At 71.3% G+C, this 21,146-nt stretch carries 17 protein-coding genes and 1 tRNA gene; 6 read left to right on the top strand and 12 right to left on the bottom strand.

Annotated features, from left to right (window positions below):
* Positions 1 to 125 precede the first annotated feature (125 nt).
* Both EAO72_RS22430 and EAO72_RS22425 read right to left on the bottom strand, forming a co-directional pair.
* A complete protein-coding gene (locus EAO72_RS22430) occupies positions 126 to 812 on the bottom strand; it encodes a TetR/AcrR family transcriptional regulator (protein WP_148019078.1) in 687 nt (228 codons plus the stop codon).
* Positions 809 to 1,789 (bottom strand): acyl-CoA desaturase, encoded by a 981-nt coding sequence (locus EAO72_RS22425; RefSeq protein ID WP_148019077.1) that lies wholly within the window; start codon positions 1,787 to 1,789, stop codon positions 809 to 811. Before EAO72_RS22425 ends, EAO72_RS22430 begins: the two co-directional genes overlap by 4 nt.
* 343 nt (positions 1,790 to 2,132) lie before the next feature.
* Here EAO72_RS22425 and ppc point away from each other — a divergent pair, with 343 nt between their 5' ends.
* Entirely contained in the window at positions 2,133 to 4,862 is a 2,730-nt protein-coding gene (ppc, locus tag EAO72_RS22420; protein ID WP_148019076.1) for a phosphoenolpyruvate carboxylase, read from the top strand.
* 47 nt (positions 4,863 to 4,909) lie between these two features.
* On the opposite strand, the gene EAO72_RS22415 is transcribed toward ppc, so the two are convergent.
* The 6 genes from EAO72_RS22415 to EAO72_RS22390 all read right to left on the bottom strand — a co-directional run bounded on the left by EAO72_RS22415 (position 4,910) and on the right by EAO72_RS22390 (position 9,684).
* Entirely contained in the window at positions 4,910 to 5,380 is a 471-nt protein-coding gene (locus EAO72_RS22415; protein ID WP_148019075.1) for a hypothetical protein, read from the bottom strand.
* A gap of 105 nt (positions 5,381 to 5,485) precedes the next feature.
* Positions 5,486 to 6,079: an aminoacyl-tRNA hydrolase gene (gene pth, locus EAO72_RS22410; protein WP_148019074.1), complete on the bottom strand. Its 594-nt coding sequence runs from the start codon at positions 6,077 to 6,079 to the stop codon at positions 5,486 to 5,488.
* A 106-nt stretch (positions 6,080 to 6,185) separates the two neighbouring features.
* A complete protein-coding gene (locus EAO72_RS22405; protein WP_148019073.1) occupies positions 6,186 to 6,773 on the bottom strand; it encodes a 50S ribosomal protein L25/general stress protein Ctc in 588 nt (195 codons plus the stop codon).
* Between the two features lie 186 nt (positions 6,774 to 6,959).
* Positions 6,960 to 7,934: a ribose-phosphate diphosphokinase gene (locus EAO72_RS22400; protein WP_148019072.1), complete on the bottom strand. Its 975-nt coding sequence runs from the start codon at positions 7,932 to 7,934 to the stop codon at positions 6,960 to 6,962.
* 120 nt (positions 7,935 to 8,054) lie between these two features.
* The gene (glmU, locus tag EAO72_RS22395; RefSeq protein WP_148019071.1) at positions 8,055 to 9,503 is read right to left on the bottom strand and encodes a bifunctional UDP-N-acetylglucosamine diphosphorylase/glucosamine-1-phosphate N-acetyltransferase GlmU; all 1,449 of its coding nucleotides are present in this window, start codon (positions 9,501 to 9,503) and stop codon (positions 8,055 to 8,057) included.
* Positions 9,504 to 9,612: 109 nt separating this feature from the next.
* A tRNA-Gln gene (locus EAO72_RS22390) sits at positions 9,613 to 9,684 on the bottom strand.
* A gap of 200 nt (positions 9,685 to 9,884) precedes the next feature.
* Here EAO72_RS22390 and EAO72_RS22385 point away from each other — a divergent pair.
* Entirely contained in the window at positions 9,885 to 11,186 is a 1,302-nt protein-coding gene (locus tag EAO72_RS22385) for a sensor histidine kinase (RefSeq protein ID WP_148019070.1), read from the top strand.
* A 130-nt stretch (positions 11,187 to 11,316) separates the two neighbouring features.
* Here EAO72_RS22385 and EAO72_RS22380 read toward each other — a convergent pair whose 3' ends face one another.
* Complete coding sequence (locus tag EAO72_RS22380) at positions 11,317 to 11,859, bottom strand: SUKH-3 domain-containing protein (protein ID WP_148019069.1); 543 nt, start codon at positions 11,857 to 11,859, stop codon at positions 11,317 to 11,319.
* Positions 11,860 to 11,869: 10 nt separating this feature from the next.
* The gene (locus EAO72_RS22375) at positions 11,870 to 12,403 is read right to left on the bottom strand and encodes a YwqJ-related putative deaminase (RefSeq protein ID WP_148019068.1); all 534 of its coding nucleotides are present in this window, start codon (positions 12,401 to 12,403) and stop codon (positions 11,870 to 11,872) included.
* 304 nt (positions 12,404 to 12,707) lie between these two features.
* On the opposite strand from EAO72_RS22375, the gene EAO72_RS22370 reads away from it, so the two are divergent.
* The 3 genes from EAO72_RS22370 (at position 12,708) to EAO72_RS22360 (ending at position 17,236) form a co-directional block, all read left to right on the top strand.
* Positions 12,708 to 13,685: an SMI1/KNR4 family protein gene (locus tag EAO72_RS22370; RefSeq protein ID WP_148019067.1), complete on the top strand. Its 978-nt coding sequence runs from the start codon at positions 12,708 to 12,710 to the stop codon at positions 13,683 to 13,685.
* 5 nt (positions 13,686 to 13,690) lie between these two features.
* Entirely contained in the window at positions 13,691 to 16,150 is a 2,460-nt protein-coding gene (locus EAO72_RS22365) for an SUKH-4 family immunity protein (protein ID WP_148019066.1), read from the top strand.
* Positions 16,151 to 16,342: 192 nt separating this feature from the next.
* Positions 16,343 to 17,236, top strand: a complete 894-nt coding sequence (locus EAO72_RS22360; protein ID WP_187285175.1) for a cellulose-binding protein — start codon at positions 16,343 to 16,345, stop codon at positions 17,234 to 17,236.
* Positions 17,237 to 17,305: 69 nt separating this feature from the next.
* On the opposite strand, the gene EAO72_RS22355 is transcribed toward EAO72_RS22360, so the two are convergent.
* The gene (locus EAO72_RS22355) at positions 17,306 to 17,761 is read right to left on the bottom strand and encodes a MarR family winged helix-turn-helix transcriptional regulator (RefSeq protein ID WP_148019065.1); all 456 of its coding nucleotides are present in this window, start codon (positions 17,759 to 17,761) and stop codon (positions 17,306 to 17,308) included.
* A 186-nt stretch (positions 17,762 to 17,947) separates the two neighbouring features.
* Between EAO72_RS22355 and EAO72_RS22350 the strand changes: the two genes are divergently transcribed.
* Positions 17,948 to 19,405 carry an MFS transporter gene (locus tag EAO72_RS22350; RefSeq protein WP_148019064.1) on the top strand — a complete coding sequence of 486 codons (1,458 nt, stop codon included), beginning with the start codon at positions 17,948 to 17,950 and terminating at the stop codon, positions 19,403 to 19,405.
* A gap of 80 nt (positions 19,406 to 19,485) precedes the next feature.
* Here the strand turns inward: EAO72_RS22350 and EAO72_RS22345 are convergent, their stop codons facing one another.
* Positions 19,486 to 20,934, bottom strand: coding sequence for an NCS2 family permease (locus EAO72_RS22345; protein ID WP_148019063.1), 1,449 nt, complete (start codon positions 20,932 to 20,934; stop codon positions 19,486 to 19,488).
* Positions 20,935 to 21,146: the final 212 nt, after the last annotated feature.

The raw sequence follows: 21,146 nt of genomic DNA, 5'->3' as shown, positions 1-21,146 counted from the left end.
GCATTCCCGGGATGGTCACAGACTCTACAACTGTGACCAGCGGGACTGAAGTGCTTTAGCGGTGAACGACGTCTCGGATCCGATACGCGGTGCGGAGCATCGGGGACCAATCGGGACACCTCCGCTCAACTCCTGCGGTGTCCGATCAGCCGCGGCTTCGACTCCAGGTTCTCCAGACCGTGCCACGCCAGGTTCACCAGATGGGCCGCGACCTCCGCCTTCTTCGGCTTGCGCGCGTTCACCCACCACTGACCCGTCAGCGCCACCATGCCGACCAGCGCCTGCGCGTACAGGGGAGCCAGCTTCGCGTCGAAGCCCCGGGCCTTGAACTCCAGCCCGAGGATGTCCTCCACCTGCGTGGCGATATCGCTGATCAGCGAGGCGAACGTGCCCGTCGACTGGGCCACCGGCGAGTCGCGGACCAGGATGCGGAACCCGTCCGTGTACGTCTCGATGTAGTCCAGCAGCGCGAACGCCGCCTGCTCCAGCAGTTCCCGCGGGTGTCCGGCGGTCAGCGCGCTGGTCACCATGTCCAGGAGCTGACGCATCTCCCGGTCCACCACCACGGCGTACAGCCCCTCCTTGCCGCCGAAGTGCTCGTACACGACCGGCTTGGAGACCCCGGCACGCGCCGCGATCTCCTCCACCGACGTGCCCTCGAACCCCTTGTCGGCGAAGAGGGTGCGACCGATGTCCAGCAGCTGCTCGCGGCGTTCCTTCCCGGTCATCCGCACCCGGCGGGTACGCCGGGCGGAGGGTGCGCGGGTGTTCTCGCTGCTTGTGCTTCCATCGGTCGCCACGTCGTCAATCATGCCGCGTCGGCCTGCGCGGGGTAGCGCCGGGACTCGATACGCGCGGAGTCGGGCCAGCGCACGTCGGTCGCCCAGCCCAGCTTCTCGAACCAGCGGATCAGCCGGGCACTCGAGTCGATCTGACCCCGCATCACCCCGTGCCGCGCACTCGTCGGGTCGGCGTGGTGCAGGTTGTGCCAGGACTCGCCGCACGACAGGACCGCCAGCCACCACACGTTGCCCGACTTGTCACGGGACTTGAACGGGCGCTTGCCGACCGCGTGGCAGATCGAGTTGATCGACCAGGTCACATGGTGCAGCAGCGCCACCCGGACCAGCGACCCCCAGAAGAACGCGGTCGCCGCCCCCCACCACGACATGGTGACCAGGCCGCCGACCAGCGGCGGAATGGCCAGCGAGACGATCGTGAAGGTCAGGAAGTGACGGGAGATCCCGCGGATCGCCGGGTCCTTGATCAGATCGGGGGCGTACTTCTGCTGAGGCGTCCGCTCCTCGTCGAACATCCAGGCGATGTGCGCCCACCACAGGCCCTTCATCAGGGCCGGCAGGGTCTCGCCGAAACGCCACGGCGAGTGCGGGTCACCCTCCGCGTCGGAGAAACGGTGATGCTTGCGGTGATCGGCAACCCAGCGGACCACCGGGCCCTCCACGGCCAGTGAACCGGCCACGGCCAGGGCGATACGGAGCGGACGCTTCGCCTTGAACGAACCATGGGTGAAGTAGCGGTGGAAACCGATCGTGATGCCATGGCAGCCGATGAAGTACATCGCCACCAGCAGGCCCAGATCGAGCCAGCTCACACCGCGGCCCCAGGCCAGCGGCACCGCCGCGACCAGGGCCACGAACGGCACGACGATGAACAGCAGGAGCGCGATCTGCTCGATCGACCGCTTGTTGTCCCCGCCGAGCGTGGCGGGGGGAAGAACCTGACCGTCAGCCGCCTCGGCGGCCTCGATCACATCGGGGCTGGACTTCATGGGGAGTCCCCTGTGGGTAGGAATGCAGCGGACAGGCGGGGCTACGCATCCGTAACCTACGGCGTCGTAAGTATGGCAGCGCGAAGGCCCGCCACACGAGAGGCCGACGGACCGGGCACGGACCGGCGCCCTACGGGGTAGGGGACGGAGAACGCACCCCGCGCGTACCCGCCATGAACAGCGGGCACGCCTCGGGGCGCGAACAGCGCCGACAGCACGGACACCTATCCTGGAGAGGTCGGACAGCGCGGTCCGCACCCTGCCACCCGGGGGGTCGCGTCGGCACCGCGCCGGCCGCGGGCCTCCGGATCCCGTGCTCAACCACTGCAAGGAGCCGCACACTGTGAGCAGTGCCGACCAGACCCCTGCCGCCAGCCCCGAGCTGCGCGCCGACATCCGCCGCCTCGGCGACCTGCTGGGCGAGACCCTCGTACGCCAGGAGGGGCAGGAGCTCCTCGACCTCGTCGAGCGCGTCCGCGCCCTGACCCGCACCGACGGCGAGGCCGCGGCCGAGCTTCTCGGCGACACGGACCTGGAGACCGCCGCACAGCTCGTGCGCGCCTTCTCCACCTACTTCCACCTCGCGAACGTCACCGAGCAGGTCCACCGCGCCCACGAGATGCGCGACCGGCGCTCCGCCGAGGGCGGTCTCCTGGCCCGCACCGCCGACCGGCTCAAGGACGCGGACCCCGAGCACCTGCGCGAGACCGTCAAGAACCTCAACGTCCGGCCGGTCTTCACCGCGCACCCGACCGAGGCCGCCCGGCGCTCCGTGCTGAACAAGCTCCGCCGCATCGCCGCACTCCTGGAGACCCCGGTCATCGAGGCCGACCGGCGCCGCCAGGACATCCGGCTCGCCGAGAACATCGACCTCATCTGGCAGACCGACGAGCTGCGCGTGGTCCGCCCGGAGCCCGCCGACGAGGCCCGCAACGCCATCTACTACCTCGACGAGCTCCACGCCAACGCCGTGGGCGACGTCCTGGAGGACCTGGCCGCCGAACTGGCGCGCGTCGGCGTCGAACTGCCCGCCGGCACCCGCCCCCTCACCTTCGGCACCTGGATCGGCGGCGACCGCGACGGCAACCCCAACGTGACGCCCACCGTCACCTGGGAGGTGCTGATCCTCCAGCACGAGCACGGCATCACCGACGCCCTCGAACTCGTCGACCAGCTGCGCGGACTGCTCTCCAACTCCATCCGCTACACCGGAGCCACCGACGAGCTCCTCGCCTCCCTCCAGGCCGACCTGGAGGCGCTTCCCGAGATCAGCCCGCGCTACAAGCGGCTGAACGCGGAGGAGCCCTACCGGCTCAAGGCCACCTGCATCCGGCAGAAGCTCGTCAACACCCGCGAGCGCCTCGCCTCCGGCACCCCGCACCGCCCCGGCTGCGACTACCTCGGCACCGCCGAGCTCATCGCCGACCTGGCCCTCATCCAGACCTCGCTGCGCGAGCACAAGGGCGGCATCGTCGCCGACGGCCGGATGGACCGCACCATCCGCACACTCTCCGCGTTCGGCCTCCAGCTCGCCACCATGGACGTGCGCGAACACGCCGACGCCCACCACCACGCGCTCGGCCAGCTCTTCGACCGCCTCGGCGAGGAGTCCTGGCGCTACGCCGACATGCCGCGCGACTACCGGCAGAAGCTCCTCGCCAAGGAGCTCCGCTCCCGCCGCCCGCTCGCCCCGACCCCGGCCCCGCTGGACGCCGCGGGCGAGAAGACCCTCGGCGTCTTCCACACCATCAGCCAGGCCTTCGAGCGCTTCGGCCCCGAGGTCATCGAGTCCTACATCATCTCGATGTGCCAGGGCGCCGACGACGTCTTCGCCGCGGCCGTCCTCGCCCGTGAGGCCGGACTCCTCGACCTGCACGGCGGCTGGGCCAAGATCGGCATCGTGCCGCTCCTGGAGACCACCGACGAGCTCAAGGCCGCCGACGTCATCCTCGACGAGATGCTCGCCGACCCGTCCTACCGCCGTCTCGTCTCGCTCCGCGGCGACGTCCAGGAGGTCATGCTCGGGTACTCCGACTCCTCCAAGTTCGGCGGCATCACCACGTCCCAGTGGGAGATCCACCGCGCCCAGCGCCGCCTCCGCGACGTCGCCCACCGCTACGGCGTGCGCCTGCGCCTCTTCCACGGCCGGGGCGGCACCGTCGGCCGCGGCGGCGGCCCCTCGCACGACGCGATCCTCGCGCAGCCCTGGGGCACGCTGGAGGGCGAGATCAAGGTGACCGAGCAGGGCGAGGTCATCTCCGACAAGTACCTCATCCCGGCGCTCGCCCGCGAGAACCTGGAGCTGACCGTCGCGGCCACCCTCCAGGCCTCCGCGCTGCACACCGCGCCCCGCCAGTCCGACGAGGCCCTGGCCCGCTGGGACGCGGCCATGGACACCGTCTCGGACGCCGCCCACGCCGCGTACCGCAAGCTGGTCGAGGACCCCGACCTGCCGACGTACTTCCTCGCCTCCACCCCGGTGGACCAGCTCGCCGACCTGCACCTGGGCTCGCGGCCCTCCCGCCGGCCCGGCTCGGGCGTCTCGCTCGACGGCCTGCGCGCCATCCCGTGGGTCTTCGGCTGGACCCAGTCGCGGCAGATCGTGCCCGGCTGGTACGGCGTCGGCTCCGGCCTCAAGGCACTGCGCGAGGCCGGTCTGGACACCGTCCTGGACGAGATGCACGAGCAGTGGCACTTCTTCCAGAACTTCCTCTCGAACGTCGAGATGACCCTGGCCAAGACCGATCTGCGCATCGCCCGGCACTACGTCGACACGCTCGTCCCCGACGAGCTCAAGCACGTCTTCGACGCCATCGAGGCCGAGCACGCGCTGACGGTGAAGGAAGTCCTCAAGATCACGGGCAACACCGAACTGCTCGGCACCAGCCCGGTGCTCCAGCAGACCTTCGCCATCCGCGACGCCTACCTGGACCCGATCTCCTACCTCCAGGTGTCCCTGCTGGCCCGCCAGCGCGAGGCCGCGGCACGCGGCGAGGAAGCCGACCCGCTGCTCGCCCGCGCCCTGCTGCTCACCGTCAACGGTGTCGCGGCCGGGCTGCGCAACACCGGCTGATCAACACCCGCCGGCCGGCGAAGAACGCGGTCGCGGGCGGGGTCCTCTCACAGGGCGATGAACGTCGCCACGAGCAGGACCCCGCCCGCGATCCCGGTGCCCCAGCCCACCCGGGGCAGTCGCAGACCGCCGCCGATCACCAGGCCGGCCAGCACCAGCGCCCCGCCCAGCGGCATCCACGCATGCAGGAAACCCGGTGTCCCGGTGCGTACGACCTCGAAGGTGTCGGGCTTCACGACGACGGGGAAACGGTCACCCTTCTTCGCCGCCACGGACTTCTCGACCGATACCCGGGAGCGCGCCGCCCCGCCGTCGGTCGGCGTGTAGGGGCCCGTGCAGACCTCGCTGCCGCACCCCGTGACCGTCATCGTCCCGTGTTCGCGGCCCTTCGCCAGCACGATGTGATGGGCCGAGTCCCACGAGGAGAGCACGCCCGCGACGAGCAGCAGCAGGACGACACAGCCGAGCGCCGCGCTGCGGCCGTACTGCAGGGCACGGTGGGAGGAGCTGCGCTTCATGGGGGCCGATCCTTGGCCAGGGCCCTGCGGTCGGTCAAGCTGTGGCCGAAAACAGCCCACTTACCGGTGGGTATGTCGGAATTTCCGCCCGTCCACCCGCGCCGCTCAGGAGTTGTACGCGCTCTGCGCGCGCTCCAGTCCCTCCGCCAGCAGGCACTCCACCGAGTCCGCCGCCCGGTCCACCTGGAACGCGAGCTCCTTGCGCTCCGTGGACGAGAAGTCCTTCAGCACGAAGTCCGCGACCTGCATCCGGCCCGGCGGACGCCCGATCCCGAACCGGATCCGGTGATAGCCGGGGCCCATCGACTTCGTCATCGACTTCAGGCCGTTGTGCCCGTTGTCGCCGCCGCCCAGTTTCAGCCGCAGCGTCCCGTAGTCGATGTCCAGCTCGTCGTGGACCGCCACGACATGGTCGAGCGGCACCTTGTAGAAGTCGCGCAGCGCCGTGACCGGGCCGCCCGACAGGTTCATGTACGACATCGGCTTGGCCACGACCACCCGGCGGCTCAGCGGTCCGGGCGGGCCGATCCGGCCCTCCAGTACCTGCGCCTGGGCCTTGGGGGCGCGCTTGAACTTGCCGCCGATGCGCTCCGCGAGCAGGTCGGCGACCATGAAGCCGACGTTGTGCCGGTTCGCCGCGTACTCGGGACCGGGATTGCCCAGTCCCACGATCAGCCAGGGGTCATTGGCGTCGGACATCGCGCTGGGTCTCCTCGCGTACGGGCGGGTGGCGGCGGGAACAGGGAAACGGGGCGGCGGATCCCCCGGAGGGAGACCGCCGCCCCGTCAGTCAAGCAGGTGAGGCTCAGGCCTCGGTGGTCGCGGCCTCGGTGCCCTCGGCGGCCGGCTCCTCGGCCTGCGCGGCGACGACCTGGAGCACGACGGCGTCCTCGTCGCCGGCCAGCACGGAACCCTGGGGCAGCGGGACGTCCTTGGCGAGGATCGAGTCACCGGCGTCCAGGCCCGCGATGGAGACCGTGACGGACTCGGGGATGTGGGTGGCCTCGGCTTCGACGAGCAGGGTGTTCTGCACGTACTCGAGCAGGTTGCCGCCCGGGGCCAGCTCGCCCTCGACGTGCACCGCGATCTCGACCTCGACCTTTTCGCCGCGCTTCACGGTCAGCAGGTCGACGTGCTCGATGTTGCCCTTGAGGGCGTTGCGCTGCACGGCCTTCGGGATGACCAGGGCGTCCTTGCCGTCGATCTCGAGACCGATGAGGACGTTGGCCGTACGGAGCGCGAGGTGCAGCTCGTGGGCCGGAAGCGTGATGTGGACCGCGTCGGCGCCGTGGCCGTAGACGACCGCGGGCACCAGGTTGGCGCGACGGGTACGGCGGGCGGCGCCCTTGCCGAACTCCGAACGGACCGCGGCGTTGAGCTTGATCTCGGCCATGACTGCACTCCTCGTAAGGTGACAAAGCTACGGATGGTCACCCGGCCCACGACAGGCCTGCTACGAAGAGCGCGTCGATAACGGACCGCCGTACCTATGAGTACGGCCTCCCTCGCCGAGCAACTCGCTGAGTCTACCCGGCGGGGAGGCCGCGCCCAAAGTGGATCTTCTGTGACGCCTGCGCGCCTACTGCTCCTCGAAGAGGCTGGTGACCGAACCGTCCTCGAAGACCTCACGGACCGCGCGCGCGATCGTCGGCGCGATGGAGAGGACCGTGATCTTGTCGAGCTCCAGCTCGCCCGGGGTCGGCAGGCTGTCCGTGAAGACGAACTCGCTGACCTTCGAGTTCTTCAGCCGGTCGGCGGCCGGACCCGAGAGCACACCGTGCGTCGCCGTCACTATGACGTCCTCGGCACCGTGCGCGAACAGGGCGTCGGCGGCGGCGCAGATCGTGCCGCCCGTGTCGATCATGTCGTCGACCAGGACACAGACCCGGCCCTTCACGTTGCCCACGACCTCGTGGACGCTGACCTGGTTGGGCACGTCCTTGTCGCGGCGCTTGTGCACGATGGCCAGCGGGGCGTCCAGACGGTCGCACCAGCGGTCGGCGACACGGACCCGGCCGGCGTCCGGCGAGACGATCGTCAGCTTCGAGCGGTCGACCTTGGCACCGACGTAGTCGGCCAGGATCGGCAGCGCGAAGAGGTGGTCGACCGGGCCGTCGAAGAAGCCCTGGATCTGGTCCGTGTGCAGATCGACGGTCAGTATGCGGTCCGCGCCCGCCGTCTTCATCAGGTCCGCGATCAGGCGGGCCGAGATCGGCTCGCGGCCGCGGTGCTTCTTGTCCTGACGGGCGTAGCCGTAGAACGGCACGATGACCGTGATGGAGCGGGCCGAGGCGCGCTTCAGCGCGTCCAGCATGATCAGCTGCTCCATGATCCACTTGTTGATCGGAGCCGTGTGGCTCTGGATCAGGAAGCAGTCGGCGCCGCGGGCGGACTCCTGGAAGCGGACGTAGATCTCACCGTTGGCGAAATCGAAGGCCTTCGTCGGCACGAGGCCCACACCGAGTTGGTGCGCAACCTCCTCGGCCAGCTCGGGGTGGGCGCGGCCGGAGAAGAACATCAGTTTCTTCTCGCCGGTCGTCTTGATCCCGGTCACAGCACAGTCTCCTCAGACGTGTATCTGGCGCTGCACGCAGATGTCCCGATGTGCAACGAGCCAGCCGAAATGGGGTGAGCATCTATCACGGTACGCCGTGCGCGGCGCACCTGTTTCCGGTCAGCTTTCGCTGCCGGCGTCCTCCGCCGCGGCCTGGGCCGCCTGCGCGGCCGCGCTGCCCGGACGCTTACGGGCCACCCAACCCTCGATATTCCTTTGCTGGCCACGGGCCACGGCCAGTGAGCCGGAGGGCACGTCCTTGGTGATGACCGAGCCGGCCGCGGTGTAGACGCCGTCCCCGACCGTGACAGGCGCCACAAACATATTGTCCGACCCGGTCCGGCAGTGTGACCCGATCGTCGTGTGGTGCTTGTTCACGCCGTCGTAGTTCACGAAGACGCTCGCGGCGCCGATGTTCGTGTACTCGCCGATCGTCGCGTCGCCCACGTACGACAGGTGCGGGACCTTCGTCCCCTCGCCGAGCGTGGCGTTCTTGAGCTCCACGTACGTACCGGCCTTGGACTTCGACCCCATCCGCGTGCCCGGCCGCAGGTACGCGTACGGGCCGACCGTCGCACCGGCGCCGACCTCGGCCCCGTCCGCGACCGTGTTGTCCACCCGCGCGCCCGCGCCGACGACGGTGTCCTTCAGCCGCGAGTTCGGGCCGACCTCGGCGTCCTCCGCGAGATGCGTGGCACCGAGCAGCTGCGTACCGGGGTGCACGATCGCGTCCCGCTCGTACGTCACGGTCGCGTCGATCAGCGTCGACGCCGGATCCACCACCGTGACGCCCGCGGTCATCGCCCGCTCCAGCAGCCGCTGGTTCAGCAGCCGGCGGGCCTCCGCGAGCTGCACCCGGTTGTTGATCCCGAGGATCTCCCGGTGGTCGCCGGCCACCGAGGCGCCGACCCGGTGCCCGGCCTCACGCAGGATGGACAGCACGTCGGTGAGGTACTCCTCGCCCTGGCTGTTGTCCGTGCGGACCTTGCCGAGCGCGTCCGTGAGCAGCTGCCCGTCGAAGGCGAACACCCCGGAGTTGATCTCCCGGATCGCCCGCTGGGCGTCGGTGGCGTCCTTGTGCTCGACGATCTCGGTGACCGCGCCGGTCGCCGCGTCGCGCACGATCCGGCCGTAGCCGGTGGAGTCGGGGACCTCGGCGCTGAGCACGGTGACGGCGTTGGCGTCGGCGGTGTGGGTGGCGGCGAGCGCGGCGAGCGTCTCGCCGGACAGCAGCGGGGTGTCGCCGCAGACGACGATCACGGTGCCGTCGACGGTCCCGCCCAGCTCGTCGAGCCCGACGCGCACCGCGTTCCCGGTGCCTTTCTGCTCGGCCTGGTAGGCGGTGCGCACCTGGGCGTCCGCGGCGGTGAGGTGGGCGGTGACCTGCTCGCTCGCGTGGCCGACGACCACGACGAGGTGCTGCGGGTCCAGCTCGCGGGAGGCGGCGACGACATGACCGACGAGCGAACGCCCGGAGATCTCGTGCAGGACCTTGGGGGTCTTCGACTTCATGCGGGTGCCCTCACCCGCTGCGAGGACGACGACGGCTGCCGGGCGTACGGAGCTCACGGATAGGCCCTTCGGCTTCGGGTGACGGACATCCGCAGGATACCGGGGGGCTTGGGGGCGGACATGGGCGCGGGCCCCGACCGCTTCGGTCGGGGCCCGCGGGCAGATGCTCCCCCACCAGGACTCGAACCCGGACAAATAGCACCAAAAGCTACTGTGCTGCCAATTACACCATGGGGGAATACAGGCGAACTAACCAGACATTGCGTCAGGCCGCCGGATTGGCACCCAACACTATGCCGTACCAGCGGGCCTCGACGCGACGGTATAGGTCCGCGCGCTCGTTCACGCGAACCTCCGCCCATTCGAATCCGTTCGACGCCCCGACGTGCTGCGCAGGTCACCCGAAAATGAGGTGCGCCCGCCCGTACGCTGGATGCCATGACCGCAACGGGGGCAGACCGGGAGGCGGCGGGATCGACCACCCGCGGCTACTGGTGGTGGGAACGGCGACGGAGTGTCGCACTGGACGGGGGGCTGGCGCTGGTTTCGGCGCTGGAATGTGCGCTGGAAGGGGTGGCGTTCGCGGGGGACACCGGACTGCCGGTGCCGCTGGGAGTGGTGTTCGGACTGATCGCGGGATCCGTGCTGCTGGTACGCCGCAAGTGGCCGATCGCCGTGGTGCTCGTGTCGATCGCGACGACACCGGCCGAGATGGGCTTCCTGATGGGCCTGGTCGGCCTGTACACGCTGGCCGCGTCCGAAGTGCCGCGCCGGATCACCGCGGTGCTGATGAGCATGCAGCTGGTGGGGACGTTCATCGTCACCTATGTACGGCTGCGGCAGGGCGTCGACGCCGACGCGGACTTCGGCCCCGGCGACTGGTACGTGCCGATGCTGTCCCTCTTCATGGCGGTCGGCCTGACCGCGCCGCCGGTCCTGTTCGGCCTCTACATAGGGGCGCGGCGCCGGCTGATGGAGAGCCTGCGCGAGCGGGCGGACTCGCTGGAACGGGAGCTGTCGCTGCTCGCGGACCGGGCGGAGGAACGGGCGGAGTGGGCGCGCACGGAGGAGCGGAACCGGATCGCCCGGGAGATGCACGACGTGGTGGCGCACCGGGTGAGCCTGATGGTGGTCCATGCGGCGGCCCTGCAGGCGGTGGCGCCCAAGGACCCGGCGAAGGCGGTGCGGAACGCGGCGCTGGTGGGTGACATGGGGCGGCAGGCGCTGACGGAGCTACGCGAGATGCTCGGGGTGCTGCGGACCGGGGAGCCGATGGTGGCGCGGGTGACGAAGGTCCCGCTGGCGTCCGTGGGACGTGCGGTCCCGGCTGCGACGGAGGACGGGCCGCGGCTGGGAGAGGTGGAGACCCTGGTGGGGGAGTCACGGGCGGCGGGGATGACGGTGGAGCTCTCGGTGGAGGGCGACGCGCGTCCGTACGCGCCCGAGGTCGAACAGACGGCGTACCGGGTGGTGCAGGAGGCCCTGACGAACGTGCACAAGCACGCGGCGGGCGCGAAGACCTGGGTGCGCCTGGCCCACCGGGACGCCGAGGTCGCCATGCAGGTGGAGAACGGTCCCTCGGACGCGGCGACGGCGGACGCGGGACTGCCCAGCGGAGGCAACGGGCTCGTCGGCATGCGGGAGCGGGTGCTCGGGCTGGGAGGCGTCTTCGTGTCCGGGCCGACGGACGCGGGCGGTTTCCGGGTCTCGGCCGTCCTGCCGGACGTCGACGCGGCGTAGGACCCTTCGGCCGGATCGGGCCCCGGCGCGGCGTGGACCGCGTTGTCCGGATCAGGCTCCGGGGCATCCAGAACCCTGTCGTCCGCATCGGGCCCCGGCGCGTCCAGAACCCTGTCGTCCGGCCGGGCTCTCAGCCGGAGACCAGGCGCTCCGGCTGGATGCCGGCGACGAGTGCGGCCAGGGCGCTGTCGATGTCGGGCCCCAGGTACCAGTCGCCGGTGTGGTCGATGCTGTAGATCCGCCCCTCCGCGTCGATCGCGAGAACGGCCTGCGCGTCCCCCTCCTCGCCCAGCGGCGCGACCTCGGTCTCCAGGGCGCGGCCGAGGTCTCCCAGCGTCCGGGCCAGATGGAGTCCGCGCAACGGGTCGATCCGTACGGACGGCGGCGCGATCTGCCGCCCGGGTGCGGTGGCGGCGACGACGAGCCCGCCGAATTCGGCCCACGCCTCCACCGCGGCGGGGAAGACGGCGTGCTGGTGCCCGGCGGGCGAGGCGTGGGAGCGCAGGGCGTCGGCCCACTCCTCGGCCTGCCGGATGTCCCAGCGTCCGGGTTCCCAGCCGGCGGCGCGCAGCGCGGCGTCGACGGCGACGGGGAAGCGGGTGGAGCCGTGACGGTCGTGGTTCGCCGGCCCGGACTGCGCCGGCAGGTCGGGAAGGTCGGTTCGGTCCTGCATGGGGGCGCTGTCAGCCCTTCTCGGCGGTCGTCGCCGCTCCGGTCGTGGTGAGGTCGACGGGACGTACGCCGAAGTGGGCGAGCATCACGGAGCAGGAGCGGCAGGGTGCCGCGTAGCTGCCGTGGAGCGGGTCGCCGTCCTCGCGGATCCGGCGTGCGGTGAGCCGGGCGTGCTTGAGGGCGCGGCGGGCCTCGCCGTTGGTGAGGGGCTTGCGCTGGGCCCGCTTGGAACGGCCGGACTCGGCGGCGGTGAGATGCCGGGAGAGCAGTATGGCTTCGGGGCAGCGGCCGGTGAAGCGTTCGCGCTGCCCGCTGGGGAGGGTGTCCAGGAAGTCCTGGACGAGGTGGTGCAGCACGGGCGGCTGGTCGCCCTTGCCGGCGGTGCAGGTGAGCGTTTCCCCGCGTACGGACAGCGCTGCGGCCACCGCGGGCAGGATGCCGTCGCGGCGGTGGATCAGGCGCGGGGTGTGGCCGGTCTCGTTGCTGCTCCAGCTGAGTCGGGGGTCCCCGGTGGTGACGGTCTGTGCAGAGTGTGCGGTGTGCATGGTGCTGTGTCCCTCCCGTGCCCGCAGCGGCTGCTGCCGAATGTGCACGCCCCCGTGTATGCGGGTGACAGCCTGCCAAATGTGTCGGGTCCTGTGAAAGCGGGGTCGATGAAACGTGTCTGCGTGTCGCGCTTCAGTGGCCCGATCGTCGCTCGTCCGTCACCCCGTTGTGACGGTTGGTGACGGAAGTGGCCGTGGGACACAGGGGCGGGGCCTGTCCCGGGCTCACCGCATAGGCTGTGCCTGGACCGCCCCCATGGGCAGGTCGGTCCTCATCAGCCAGACGCAGCAGGGGGCAACCGCCATGACGACAGGTCGGCTCGGTCAGCAAGCCGCGCCACCGAACGCGGCCTACGCCGGGCAGCTCGTGCACTTCCCGGACCCGGTCCGGGCGTCCCGCCACCCCAGAGGTGTGCGTATGGACGGGAACGGCTGCCCGGACTTCGCGCCCTACGCGCGCGCGGCCGCCGAGATCGCCGAGCCTCCGCAGGGGTTCGGCGTGGACGAGCTGCGGCTCACGGACTACGTGTCGGCGAACGCGGCGCTGGCGGCGAGCGGCCACGATCTCTGGGACACGATTCCCGCGGTGGCCACCCCGCACGGCTGGACCTGGCACCACGTGCCGGGCGGCCGGCGGATGGAGCTGGTCCCGGTCGAGGTGAAGGCGTTGCTCCGGCACCACGGTGGACTGGCGACGACCGCCGTGGACCAGAACAAGCGGGGTACGCGTCCGCTGCAGGAGACCCGGCCGGCGCACTTCCGGTTGCCGAAGGGTGCCGTGGCGGTCAGCGAGCAGCAGATCCAGGGCGTCGAGGAGGACCTCGGCTACCGGCTGCCCGGTGCGTACCGCTCGTTCCTGAAGGCGGCGGGCGGTTCGGCTCCGGCCGGTGCGGCGCTCGACGCGGAGCTCGGCCTGCTGGTCGACCAGCCGTTCTTCACGGTGCGCGAGGAAGCCGGCGTGAACGACCTGGTCTATGTGAACAAGTGCCTGCGGGACCATCTGACCAAGGACTATCTGGGCGTCGCTTTCGTCCAGGGCGGCATTCTCGCGGTCAAGGTCCGCGGGGACGGCGTCGGTTCGGTCTGGTTCTGCGCGTACGACGACGCCCGTGACCGGGACGGCTGGAGCGTGCAGGAGCGGGTGGACCGGCTGCTGCTGCCGTGCGGCGCCGATTTCGACGCGTTCCTCCAGCGGCTCGCGGGCAATCCGCCGGAGCTGGAGACGGTGGCGAACCTGATGGTGGACGGCGGCTTCGCGCGTGCTGTCCCGGTGGAGGGGTGAGCGCGATGGTGACCTTTGCGCAGGCGCAGGAGCGCGCGGACGAGTGGGTCAACGGTGACGTTCCGGCGTACCAGCACCGGGAGGTGCGGGTCCGTGAGTTCGAGCTGGGCTTCGTCGTGTGGGCCGAGGACCGTGCCGAGGGCCCGGTGTCGGACGGCGGACGGCAGCGGCTGGTGATCGCCCGGGACAGCGGCGAGGCGACGTTGTGGCCGGGGCTGCCGGTGGGTGAGGTGATCCGGCGGTACGAGGAGGAGTACGGGTCGACGGCCGGTGCGCCCGCGGCCCCCGAGCCGCCGCAGCGTATCGATCTGAACCAGACGTCGTTCCTGTTGAGCCCGCCGGAGTGGCTCCAGGACGCGGCCGACAAGCTGGGTATCCCGGACCGGCGGGCCGAAGCGGCGGGGCAGACACCCCCGCCCGCGCCCGCGGCCCCTTCCCCGTCCCCGCAGCCGGTCCCGTACGAGCCAACGGCTTCCCCGGGCGTCCAGGCGTCCGCGCCGCAGCCGCCCGTCGGGGCCACCCCGTGGGCCGGGACCGACACCAACGCCGGGTCCGACGAGGGCGAGGTGGGCCTGCCGGCCACCGTGTTCGCGCCGCCGCTCTCGGGCGCCGACGACGAGGGCGCACCGCCCCGGGTGGTGTCCGCCGACGCTCCGACGGCGCTGATGTCGGGCGGCAGTCAGTTGCCGCCTACGGCCATCGCGCCGGGCCTGCCGCCGCAGGCCGGCCCCGGTGCTCCGCCGGCTCCCGTGCCGGGCGGCCCCGCGCCGAGCGCTCCGGCACCGAACCGCCCGGCCGCTCCGGGACCCCGCCCCGGGCCGGGTTCCGGTTCCGGTGACATTTCCGACGAGGCGACCAGCAAGGCGGTCGTGCCGCCGCGCGGTGCGCGTGGCGGTGGTTCGACGACCCCGCCGCCGCCCGGCGCCCCCGGTACGCCGGGCGCCCGGCCCGGCGCGCCGCTGCCGCCTCCTTCGGGACCCGGTACGCCGGGTGCTCCGGCGGGCGGGTACGTGCCGACGCAGCTCGTGTCGCAGCTGGGCCCGCCCGGCGCGCCGCAGCCGCCCGGTCCGCCCGGGGCTCCGCAGCCGCCCGCGCCGCCCGGCGCGACGCCGCCCCCCGGCGGGAGCAACGTCCACCACGCGGCCACGATGTTCGCCGACCCGAACGCGGCCGGTCCGTCCGCGCCGCGGCCGCCGGGTCCGCCCGGTGCGCCCGGCGCTCCGCAGCCGCCCGGCGCTCCAGGGGCCCCCGGGGCTCCGCAGCCGCCCGCGCCGCCCGGTGCGACGCCGCCGCCCGCCGGAAGCAACGTCCACCATGCGGCGACGATGCTCGCGGGTCCGGGCCCGGTCGGGCCGTCGGCTCCGCAGCCGCCCGGTCCGCCCGGTCCGCCGGGTCCGCCCGGCGCGCCGATGGGCCAGGGCGGGTCGCTGGGCGGCGCCCCCGGCCCCGTACCGCCTCCCGCGTACGGGTATCCGCAGGCGCCGGCGGGGCAGCCGACCGTCGGACCCGGCTACCAGGCCGTGCTGCGGTACCGCGGGCCGGACGGCAGCGAGCAGCAGCTGATCCGTCGTTCGGCGCCGGGCACTCCGCACCCCGAGTGGCAGATGCTGCACGAGCTGCGGGCGATGAACGTGCCGCCGCAGCAGGTCATCGAGCTGCACACCGAGCTGGAGTCGTGCGAGCTGCCGGGTGGTTACTGCGCCCGGATGATCCGTGAGACATGGCCGCAGGTGCGGATCACCAGCGTCGCCCCGTACGGGACGGACCACGCGAGCCGGCAGCAGGGCATGCAGCATCTGCTGACCCATCAGGGCGAGCTGCACCAGGTCGCGGACGGTCCGGCGCGGCCGGCGCCGGTGCGGGCGCCGCTGCCGCAGGCGCCGCCGCCGGTGCAGGTGCCGCCGGAGGCGATCGCGGAGGAGATGCTGCAGACCTTCGGTCCGCAGGGGCTGCTGCGCTTCGACCAGCGCGCGGTGTCCCGGCAGGGTGTGCCGGAGATCGTGGCGCGGACCCTGGTGTGGGCGGGGCTGCCCGCCGACTTCGGGCCGTTCTTCTGGGCGCAGCCGGGGCAGCCGGTGGTGCCGACGCTGGCGGAGCTGGCGGCGCAGCGGCAGGTGCAGGCGGCTCCCGACGCGGGGTCGTACCTGGTGATGGGCTCGGACTTCGGCCGGGCGATCTGTGTGCAGTACGGGACGGCGAACATCGTGGCCGTGCCGGTGGAGGCGGGCCCCGGCGGGCAGTCGGTGGCGCCGCAGTTCGTGAACACCGGGCTCCCGGAGTTCACGCGTTCCATGGCGTTGCTCGGCCGGATGTGGCGGCTGCGGTACGGGCTGAACCCCGAGCAGGCGGGCCGCTGGACGGTCGACTTCCAGGCGCAGCTGGTGGCGGTCGACCCGGCGGCCCTGGCGTCGCCGGAGAGCTGGTGGTCGGTCCTGCTGGAGCAGATGTGGGACGGGCTGATCTGACGGCCCGGCCGTCGCGGTGGCGCGGGGTGTGGCGCCTCTTCCCTTCGGGGGAGGGGCGCCATGTCTGTTCCGTGGGCTGTGATGCCTGTCGCTTCCGTCCTGAAAGCATCGAATCGATTCCGACTTCTTGGCCAATTGCCGCATCCTTGACGTATTGCTCAGTGGTCGGAGAGTCGGAAAGAGGCGTCAAGGATGAGTTCTGCACCGGTGTCCGCGCACGGCTTCGTCGGCGTACGCGGCCGTGGTTACCGCCCGGAGCAGGTGGACCGGACCGTGGCCGCGCTGTCGGCGGAACGGGACGGGGCGCGGGATCAGGTGGCGCGGCTGACGGCGCTGGCGGAGCGGCTGGTGGCCGAGTCGGCGCGGCTGGACGAGGCCGTCGCCGCGCTGGCACCGCAGGACTACGCGTCGTTGGGGGAGCGGGCGCAGCGGATCCTGGCGCTGGCCGAGGGCGAGGCGGAGACGCTCCGGACCGCCGCCGCGGAGGAGGCCCAGGCGCTGCGCGACGAGGTGGACGCGGCGGCGCGGACCCTGCGCGAGTCGGCGAGGGCCGACGCGGAGGCGATGCGTGCGGCGGCGACGGCCCACGCGGAGCAGGTGCTGTCCGCTGCCGAGACCGCCGCTGGTGAGGAACTGGCCGCGGCCCGGCTGGAGGCGGCGCGGGTCCGCGAGGAGGCGGAGGCCGCGATGGCGGCGACCGTGAGCCGTACGGACAGTGTGCTGGCCCATCAGGAGCAGGAGCACGGTGAGCGCCGGAAGGCTCTGGACGAGGAGCTGGAAGCGGCCGCGGCGGCGCAGTCGGCGGAGCACGCGGAGCTGACGGAGCGGGCGGAGGCCGGTCTCGCCGCGGCACGGCGTGCGCTGGCCGAAGCGGAGGAGGCCGCGCGCCACGGCCAGGAGGACGCGGCGGCGCGGGGAGCCGAACTGGTCGCGGGGGCCCGGGTCCATGAGGAGCGGATCGTGCGGGAGACGGAGCGGATCCTGCGTGAGCACGAGGAGGGACGCGAGGACGTGCAAGCGCACATGGCGCACGTACGCAACTCGCTGGCGGCGCTGACCGGGCGGGTGGCTCCGGCGGACGACTGACGGGAGCCGCCCCACGCCCCCCGCCCGACACCCGGCGGCAGGATCGGGGACGGGGCAGCCGCGCCCGGGTCAGGGGCGTGGCCAGGGGCGATGGGAGATCTGCTCGATCCCGGTGTTGAAACGCTTGAGGTAGCCGGCGAAGGCCGCGATGTCGTCGTCCGGCCAGTCCTTCATGACCTGGTCCAGGGACTGGACGACGCGTTCGCGTTCCGCGTCGAGCAGTTCCGCGCCCCTGGCGGTGATGCGGAACTTGCGGGCCATTCCGCCGTCGGGGTCGGCGATGCGCTCGGCGAGTCCGGCGCGGGTCACGGCGGCCGTCTGGCGGTTGAGGGTGGAGGCGTCGAGGCCGAAGGCGTCGCTCAGTTCGCCGTTGGACATGGGGCCCTGGACACGCAGACGGCTCAGCAGGGTGTAGGCGCTCCGGTCCAGGAGGGCGTTCTTGTGCCGTCCGCCCCGGTGATCGGCGAGGCTGTGACGCCCGAGCAGCATCTGCTCGTACTCCACCTCTTCTGTGGGCCTCGGCATGTCTGCGGCCTCCTGCTTCTGCTGCTTCTGCGCCGGGTGATCGGTCGCACGTCGGATTCTGGGCGACGCTCCATGCTCTCATGCGATGTGCACGAGGCATGAAGTGTGTATGACACATTAGGCATGTACGATGCACGTCGCTGTCCCGGTAGCCGGGACCACGACCCCCCAAGGAGTTCCTCCCTCATGGATGCCCCCCAGCCGACCGCCAGATCAGGCGGTGTGATCGCCACGCTCGCCTTCGCCGGCACCGTGGCGGCGGTCATGCAGACCCTGGTCACGCCGCTCATCGCGGAGCTGCCGAAGATCCTCGACACGACCTCCTCCAACGCCGCCTGGGTGATCACGGCCACCCTGCTGGTCTCCGCGGTGTGCGTGCCGGTCTCCGGACGGCTGGGCGACCTGCTGGGCAAGCGCCGGATGCTGCTGGTGTGCGCGGTGCCGCTGTTCGCAGGCTCGGTGGTCTGTGCGCTCTCGTCGACCGTCGTCCCCATGATCGTCGGGCGCGGGCTGCAGGGCATGGGCATGGGCATGGTGCCGCTCGGCATCGCCCTGCTGCGTGACGTGGTGCCGAAGGAGAAGCTGAGCTCCTCCATCGCCCTGGTGAGTGCTTCGCTCGGTATCGGCGGCGCCCTCGGCCTGCCGATCGCGTCGGCGGTCGCCCAGTACGCGAACTGGCGGGTGCTGTTCTGGGGCTCCGCCGTGCTGGCCCTTGCCATCTTCGCCCTGGTCTGGTTCCTGATCCCGGACGTCCCGGCCGCCGCCAAGGGACAGCGCTTCGACATGCCCGGCGCCCTCGGCCTGGCCGTCGGTCTGGTCTGCCTGCTCCTCGCCGTCTCGAAGGGCGCCGAGTGGGGCTGGGGCTCCGCGACGACGGTCGGTCTGTTCGCCGCGGCCGTCGTGGTGCTCGTCGCCTGGGGCTTCTGGGAGCTGCGCACCACGGACCCGCTGGTCGACCTGCGCACCACGGCCCGCCCGCGGGTGCTCATCACCAACCTCGCGTCGCTCTTCGTCGGCTTCGGTATGTACGCCGGCATGCTGATCGCGCCGCAGCTGCTGCAGTTCCCCGAGGCCACCGGCTACGGTCTGGGCCAGTCGATGCTCCAGGCGGGTCTGTGGATGGCCCCCGGCGGCATCATGATGATGGTCGTCTCCCCGCTGGGCGGAAAGCTCACCGACGCCCGCGGTCCGAAGTTCACGCTGATCAGCGGGGTGCTGGTCATCGCGGCGGCCTACGGTCTGGGCATCGTCCTGATGGGCTCCGCCTGGGGCCTGATGCTGTTCCTCATGGTCAGCAGCAGCGGTGTCGGCCTCGCCTACGGCGCGATGCCCGCCCTGATCATGAGCGCGGTCCCGGCGTCCGAGACGGCCGCCGCCAACGCGTTCAACACCCTGATGCGCGCGCTCGGCACCTCGATCGGTGCCGCCGTGATCGGTGCGGTCCTCGGCCAGATGACCACGGAGACGGCCGGCTACACGTTCACCTCCGAGGCCGGGTTCCGTACCGGCCTGATGTTCGGCTGCGGGGTCGCCCTCGTCGCCGTGGTGATCTCGACGTTCATTCCGGCCGTGCGCGCGTCCGCCGCCGCGGGCGAGAAGAGTGAGGCGACCGCGTCGCCCGAGGTGGCCGCGGTCAAGAACTGACCCGGACACCGATCCGCCGAGGCGGTCCCCCGGGGTGGCGCGGTGCGCACCCGGAGGACCGCCTCGGCGTTTTTGGCGGGCTACTTGAGATCGAGGATCTGTTCCAGCGGGTCGATCGCGAAGTAGACGAGGAAGAGCGCCGCGGTGCCCCAGAGCAGCCAGTGGACCTCACGGGCCTTGCCCAGACACGCCTTGATGATGACGTAGCTGACGAAGCCGGCGCCGATGCCGTTGGTGATGGAGTAGGTGAACGGCATGACGGTGATCGTGAGGAACGCCGGGATGGCGAGGTCGTAGCGGTCCCAGTCGATGTGCTTGACCTGGGTCATCATCAGGAATCCGACCGCGACCAGTGCGGGTGACGCGGCCTGCATGGGCACGATGGTCAGGACGGGCGAGAAGAAGAGGGCCAGGGCGAACATGCCGCCCGTGACGAGGTTGGCGAAACCGGTACGGGCGCCCTCGCCGACACCCGCGGCGGACTCGACGTAGGTGGTGGCGGACGACGCGGATGCGGCACCGCCGGCGACCGCGGCCGCGCCGTCGATGAGCAGGACCCGGCCCAGGCCCGGCACCTGTCCTCTCTCGTCGAGGAGTCCGGCTTCGGCCGTGACGCCGACGACGGTGCCCATCGTGTCGAAGAAGTCCGACAGGATGAGCGTGAAGATGAGCAGGATCACGGTCAGGACGCTGATCCGGCCGAACGAGCCGAACAGGTCGAACTGGCCGAGCAGCCCGAAGTCCGGTGCGGCGAAGGGCTTGTCGGGCATCGACGGGACGGTCAGGCCCCAGGACTTCACGTCGGCGAGCGAGTTGATGACGACGGAGACGATGGTCATCACGACGATGCTGATGAGAATGGCGCCCTTGACCTTGCGGGCGAGGAGCACGATCGTCATGATCACGCCGAGGCAGAAGACCAGCATCGGCCAGCCCGTGAGGGTGCCGCTGCCGAGCTGTACGGGAACGGTGGTGTTCGCCGCGTCCGGGATGCGGGTGACGAAGCCGGCGTCGACGAAGCCGATGAAGGCGATGAACAGGCCGATGCCGACGCTGATGGCCTGTTTGAGGGCCTGCGGGATGGCGTGCATGATCGCCTCGCGGAGGCCCGTCGCCACGAACACGCAGATCAGCAGGCCTTCGAGCACGATGAGGCCCATCGCGTCGTCCCAGGCCATGAGCGGGGCGACCTGGTACGCGACAACGGCGTTGATGCCCAGACCCGCGGCCAGGGCGAGCGGCAGATTGCCGCCGACGCCCATGATGAGGGTCATCACCGCGGCGACGAGCGCGGTGGCGGTCACCAACTGGACGGTGTCCAGCTGGTCGCCGAACTTGTCCTTCGCGCCACCGAGGATGATCGGGTTGAGCACGAGGATGTACGCCATGGTGAAGAAGGTGGCGAAGCCACCGCGAACTTCCCGGCCGTAGGTCGATCCGCGTTCGGTGATGCGGAAGAACCGGTCGAGGGCGCTGCCACCGGATCCGGTCGCCGGTATGTCGGCCGGGGCGGTCTTGTTGGGTTGCATGGGGACGTCTCCTGGGCCTGCAACGGACAGGGGGAAAGGGAAAGGGCAGGAGCCGCTCCTGCCCGGCACGGGTGACAGGCAGTTGTGCGAACACACATACGGCTTCTTGCGAGCGGATCATACGTGCCGGCGCCGAACCCTCAAGTCCCTTGCCGCATAACGCCGTTGATGACGCGAATCCGACTGTCGGTTCCTACGGAATCGCCGGAGAC

The sequence above is a fragment of the Streptomyces sp. OR43 genome, assembly GCF_008042275.1.
Lineage (GTDB): Bacteria > Actinomycetota > Actinomycetes > Streptomycetales > Streptomycetaceae > Streptomyces.
The sequence above is the reverse complement of the archived record's forward strand: the minus strand, read 5'-3'. Positions and strand labels throughout refer to the sequence as shown.